The organism is Pyxidicoccus fallax (assembly GCF_012933655.1).
GTDB lineage: Bacteria > Myxococcota > Myxococcia > Myxococcales > Myxococcaceae > Myxococcus > Myxococcus fallax.
In genome coordinates this window covers 1-5,687 of the sequence record NZ_JABBJJ010000535.1, presented here as the reverse complement: position 1 = coordinate 5,687, position 5,687 = coordinate 1, and the positions used below count along the sequence as shown (strand labels likewise).

At 70.9% G+C, this 5,687-nt stretch carries 4 protein-coding genes; 3 read left to right on the top strand and 1 reads right to left on the bottom strand.

Annotated features, from left to right (window positions below; genetic code table 11):
- Nucleotides 1-367: 367 nt before the first annotated feature.
- On the bottom strand, nucleotides 368-1,252 hold the full coding sequence (locus HG543_RS56075; protein WP_246357894.1) for an energy transducer TonB family protein: 885 nt from the start codon (nucleotides 1,250-1,252) through the stop codon (nucleotides 368-370).
- A gap of 825 nt (nucleotides 1,253-2,077) precedes the next feature.
- On the opposite strand from HG543_RS56075, the gene HG543_RS50945 reads away from it, so the two are divergent.
- From HG543_RS50945 to tssI, 3 genes are all read left to right on the top strand, one after another.
- Nucleotides 2,078-3,520 carry a nicotinate phosphoribosyltransferase gene (locus HG543_RS50945; RefSeq protein ID WP_169352232.1) on the top strand — a complete coding sequence of 481 codons (1,443 nt, stop codon included), beginning with the start codon at nucleotides 2,078-2,080 and terminating at the stop codon, nucleotides 3,518-3,520.
- A gap of 43 nt (nucleotides 3,521-3,563) precedes the next feature.
- Entirely contained in the window at nucleotides 3,564-4,535 is a 972-nt protein-coding gene (locus HG543_RS50940; protein WP_169352231.1) for a cysteine hydrolase family protein, read from the top strand.
- Between the two features lie 101 nt (nucleotides 4,536-4,636).
- Nucleotides 4,637-5,687 (top strand): type VI secretion system tip protein TssI/VgrG (gene tssI / locus HG543_RS50935; RefSeq protein WP_169352230.1); only part of this gene is annotated, 1,051 nt, incomplete at its 3' end.

The window sequence follows — 5,687 nt, the reverse complement described above, 5'->3', positions numbered from 1 at the left end:
GAGGGTGGGGTGCGCGCCCGGGGAGTACCTGGCGGGTCTTCCGGCTGCGTGCACTTCGTTCCAGCCATGGGGGCAGAGGCAGCGGCCAGACACGTGCGCGGTGGGCTCGAGAGTTACGGGAGGGCATCGGGTGTCCCCGGTCCGTGCGCCCCACTCGATGCATGGGGGCGGACGGAGCGAGGGCGCGGCCCATGAGAAGCCGCGACTGGAGTCACGCGGTGCCGCGGGACGAAGCCCTGGCCGCGACGGAGTCCGCGAAGGGCACCTGGCTCCACGCTCACGACGAGGGAGGGCGCCTCCGAGGATGGACATTCGCGGCTCGAATCATCTGTGACCTGGGCTGCTCACGGCCGCCAAGTGCGCCAGGTCAGCGGACTTCGAGCAGTCGCACGCGCTTGTAGATGCGGCGGTCCAGCGGCAGGCGGGTGTCGATGAAGCCGAGCGCTTCGTCGAACTCGAAGCTGAAGGTGGGGATGGGCGGGCTGATGGAGATGATGAGCTCGAACTCCCAGAGGCTGGAGATGCGCTCTCGGCCGGCGACGGCCTCGGGAGGCGGAGGAGGGAGCTTCTCCGCCGCGGCGCGCACGTCCTTGATGGCCTCCTTGTCGACCTCGGGCTGGTGGCTCGGGTCCACGAGCCGCACGTCGAGCAGCTTTCCCCGCGCGTCCTGGTCCACGCGGATGATGGCGCGGCGGGTGGAGCGGAACTCCTCGCGCATCTGCTGGCGCATCTCGCGGCGGGCCTGAATCTGCGGGTCTCCCACGGTGCTGACGGGCCGGCGCCGGTCCTGCTCCGGCGCGTCCTTGCGCGCGAACGAGCCCGAGGCCCCGTAGTGCTCCGCGCGCTCCATCCAGATGCGCGAGTACGCGCGGCCCCGCTCCATGCCCATGTCGAAGTAGCCCTGAAGGCCGTGCTCCTTCACCGAGCGGTCCGCGTCCCAGGCCTTCATGAGTGCCTTGCCCAGCTTGCCGAAGTAGGGGTGCACCAGTCCCCGCTCCACCTTCGCGCGGCCGACGCCCTCGGAGACCAGGTCCTGCACGAGTTCCTGGGGGGAGGACCCGGGGACTCCCGCATCCGCCTCCGCCACCGTGTTGCCCTGGTACACCGGCGGGCGGGCCTCGCGTGCCGCGAGGAGCAGCCGGGAGCCCGGAGTGTCCACACGGCCCAGGTCCGAGCGAGAGGAAGGAACCGTGCTCCGTGCATCCGCCGGGGACAGGTCCACCCGAAGTGCCTCGGCACGCGGGGCATCCATCGGAGATGGCGCCGCGCGCGGTACATCCGTCGACGACAGGTCCGCCCGGAACGCGTCGGCACGCGGGGCGTCCGGTGGGGATGTCTCCGCGGGGAACAGGTCCGCCCGGAGAGCGTCGGTGCGCGGTGCATCCGGTGGGGCCTGCGCCGCGCGCGGTGTGTCCGCTGGAGACAGGTCCGCCCGAAGAGCGCCGGTGCGCGGTGCATCCGGTGGGGCCGGCGCCGCGCGTGGTGCGTCCGCTGGAGACGGGTTCGCGCGAAGGGCGTCTGCGCGCGGTGCGGACGGGCGCGTCGCGGAGGACAGGTCCGCCCGGCGTTCATCCGCGTGGGGAGTGGCCGGTGGAGTCTGCTTCGCCTGGAGCGCATCGGTGTGCCGCGAGTCCGGTGGAGTCGGGGACGCTTCGGGCGTCTTCCTCGCGACCGATTCCGGCGGCACGGCGATCCCCGCTCCAGGCGGGAGCTCCCGGGGCACGGGGGGCGGGCGCTCCGTGACATGAGGCGGCGCGCTCGACGGTGGCACCTCGCGCTCGGAAGGGACCTGCCCGGTGACCGCCGGCTCGGGCGCCCCCGTCACCTCCACCTCGACCCACTGAAGCGCCGCGGACGAAGCCGCCGGACGCACCCGGGGTGTCTCTCCGCCTTCCACCATGAGCCACAGCAGCCCATGGAGGCCAACACTGCCAGCGAGCGCGAAGAGGAGTCGTCGAGAGGGAGCCGCCGACATGGCGCCTGCATTTAACTCCGCTTCCTCACCATGTCCGCGAAACCGTAGGCGAGGCTGGAGGGAAAGGGGTTAGGCTCCCCTACACGGAGGAGCACACCCAGGATGGCGACCTCGCTGCTCGCGACGGATGGCTACAAGTTCAGCATGGCGGAGGCTGGCTGGCCGCTGCGCCAGGAGACCTTCTATTACTCGCACCGGAAGGGAGGTCTCCAGGTCATGCCGCTGGACCTGGCCGCCTTCGTCCGGGGCCTGCTGCCCGAACCCCGCCCCGAGGACTACGAGTACCTCGCCCGCTACGACTACGAGATGGGCGTGGGCTTCAAGGCCGCCATCCTCCGCAAGGACCGGCTGTCCATCCGCGCCATCCCCCGCGGCGCCGTCTTCTATTCGCGCGAGCCCATCCTCACCGTCACCGGTCCCTCCGCGCTCGTGTCGTGGGTGGAGCCGCTGCTGCTCCAGCTCAACTACCGCGTGCAGGTGGCCACCCAGGCCCTGGCGGACCGTGAAGCGCTGGCCCGCGCCCTGGCCACCGTCACCTGCGAGGAGCAGAAGGCCATCGCCCTGGAGACGCTCGACGCCGTGGGCGTGAAGCCCGTGCCCATCACCGTCGACTCCGAGGGCTACATGCGCCGCGTGCGCGCCACCGTGAAGGAGCTCGTCGACATCGTCGAGGACCCCGCGCGCATCTTCGAGGTGGGCCTGCGCGCCGCCACCTGCCTGGAGCACCACGAGCTGGCGCTGCGCGCCTGCAAGGAGGAGGGCGTCCAGCGCACCAGCAACGTGGAGGGCGCGCGCAAGCTGGGCATGATTCCCGTGGGCACCATGGGCCACGAGCACGTGCAGCGCTACGGCTCGGACGAGGCCGCCTTCCGCGCCATGCGCGAGCGCCGTCCCAGCCGCTCCAGCTACCTGCTGGACACCTTCGACACGCTCACCTCCGGCGTCCCCGCCGCCTTCCAGCTCATCCGCGAGGACCCGGCCGCCCAGGACTCCATCCGCTTCGACTCGGGCAACAAGAAGCTCCAGTACCTCTACGCCGTCACCCGCGCGCGGGACATGGGCATCCGCCCCGTCAACATCCTCGAGGACGGCCTGGACGCCGCGGCCACCCGCGAGTTCGAGGACCTGCGGCGCCAGGTGGGCTGGGAGCCGTCCGCGCAGTTCTACGGCTACGGCGGCCACATCGTCGCCCGCACCATGGCGTGCCCCTTCACCCGAGACCGCGTCGCCGCCATCTACAAGCTGTCCTGCACCGGCCGGCACCCGGTGATGAAGTTCGGCAACGAGCTGGCGGAAGGGAAGCAGAGCATCCCCGGCACCCCCGTGCTCTTCCGCCGCCGCCATGGCTCCGGACCCATTGGCCTCGTCGGCCAGGAGGGCGAGCCGGTACCCGAGGGCTACTTCCCCCTCATGGACAGCGCGCCCGAGTCTCCATCCCTCGTGGGCACCTCCGAAGTGCCCTCCGAGGTTCGCATCGCCTACACCCCGGCCACGCAGGCGCTCGCCGACGAGCTGAAGAAGCGCCACTTCCCCCAGGGCCGCTGAGTCGCTTCCGTAGACTTCTTCCGCCAGGACACCCGAGGACGCCATGCCCCTGCCCATGCCCCGCTTCCACGAGGACGCGCGCGCCGGCCAGCTCCAGCTGGAGCGCGGCGCGGAGGTGGCCGAGGAGGCCCGCCGCTACGCCGTCGAGCACCGCATCCGCCCCGCTCGCGAGGACAAGGTCCGTATCGCCGCGTTCGGCATCGACGTGCAGGTGGCCTTCTGCACCCCGGGCGCCAGCCTCTTCGTCCCCGGCGCGGTGGAGGACACGCAGCGCACGCTGCGCTTCCTCTACTCGCACCTGGACCGCATCACCGAGCTGGTGTTCTCGCTCGACACCCACCGGGCGTTCCAAATCTTCCACCCGGCCTGGTGGCGGGACGCGGAAGGCCGTCCGCCCGCGCCGATGTCGGTGATTACGGCGGCGGACGTGCGGGCGGGCCGCTGGCGGGCCACCCGCTTCCCGGAGGAGAGCCTCGCCTACTGCGAGCGGCTGGAGGCCAGCGGCCGGTACGTGCTCACCATCTGGCCCTACCACGCGCTGCTCGGGGGGCTGAGCCACGCGCTGGTGCCCGCCGTCTACGAGGCCAGCCTCTTCCATGCCCTGGTGCGCGACACGCCCACGCACTTCGAGCTCAAGGGCGAGCACCCGCTCACGGAGAACTACTCCGTCCTCTCTCCCGAGGTGACGGAGGTGAAGGGGCAGAAGGTGGGTGAATTCAATACGCGCCTCTTCGACCACCTGATGTCCTTCGACCGGGTCTACGTCTTCGGTCAGGCCAAGTCCCACTGTGTCCTGTCCACGCTGAGGGACCTGCGACAGCACATCGAGCGGACGGACCCCTCGAAGATGGGCCGCGTCTTCATCCTGGAGGACGCCATGAGCCCGGTGCCGGCGCCGCCGCTGGACCCGCTTCCGCCCGCGCTGGACTTCCCGCGTGTGGCGGACGCCGCGCTCCGGGATTTCCAGGCCGCTGGAATGCGCGTGGTGCGCACCACGGACGCGCTCGAAACATGAGGCAGCCCCCCAGGCGGGCTGCGTTCGTCCATTCGTAGTGTAGTAGTATTCCGCTCCTATTATCGGTCGCGGTGACTTCCACCGTCGACGCAGGGGGCGTCATGTCTCGAGCCAGCTCACCCGCCTTCGCCGCGCAGATTGGTGCGCATGGCCCGGAGGCCCTGAGTGTGTCCGGCATCTCCGGCATCGAGGGCGTCAGCCGGCTGTACGACTTCCGGGTGGACTTCTTCGCCAGGGACGGGGAGCCGCTCGCGGTGACGGACCTGGTGGGCCAGGACGCGCTGGTGACCCTCGGCGTGCGTGACGGCACTCCCCGCTACGTGCACGGCGTGGTGCGCGAGGTGGAGTCGCTGGGCATGAAGACGGGCCGGCGGCGCTACCGGGCCCACGTGGTGCCCAAGCTGTGGCGGCTGTCCCAGGTGCACAAGAGCCGCATCTTCCAGGGCCAGAGCGTGCCCGACATCCTCAAGGCCGTGCTGGGCGAGGGTGGGGTGGAGGTGCGGCTGGCGCTGTCGGGCAGCTACGCGGCGCGCGAGTACTGCGTGCAGTACCGCGAGAGCGACTTCGCCTTCGTCAGCCGGCTGATGGAGTGGGAAGGCATCTTCTACTTTTTCGAGCACACGGACGCGGGCCACACGCTGGTGCTGGGCGACAAGCCCAGCGCGCACGCGCCGCTGCCTCAAGGCAAGACGCTGCCGCTGCGCCCCAGCCTGGGCAAGGAAGCGGTGGATGCCGAGTACCTCTCGTCGCTGGAGGTGGTGCACCGGCTGCGGCCCGGCGCGGTGCACCTGAAGGACTTCGACTTCGAGAAGCCCGCGGTGGACATCTCCGGCAAGGGCAAGGCGACGGAGGGCGTGGCGGACCTGGAGCTGTATGACTATCCGGCCGGCTACGTGGCGCCGGGCGTGGGCAAGGCGGCGGCCAGCGTGCGCACGGAGGCCGCGAGCGTGGGCGGCCGCACGCTGTCGGGCGCGGCCATCGCCCCCCGGCTGACGCCCGGGTACGTGCTGGAGGTGGACTCGGCGGAGGACGGCACCTTCGCGGGCGAGTACGTCATCACCGAGGTGGTGCACTCGGGCGTGCAGCCGGACGTCTCCAGCGGCAGCGAGAGCCTGCAGGGCCTGTATCGCAACCAGTTCCAGCTCTTGCCCA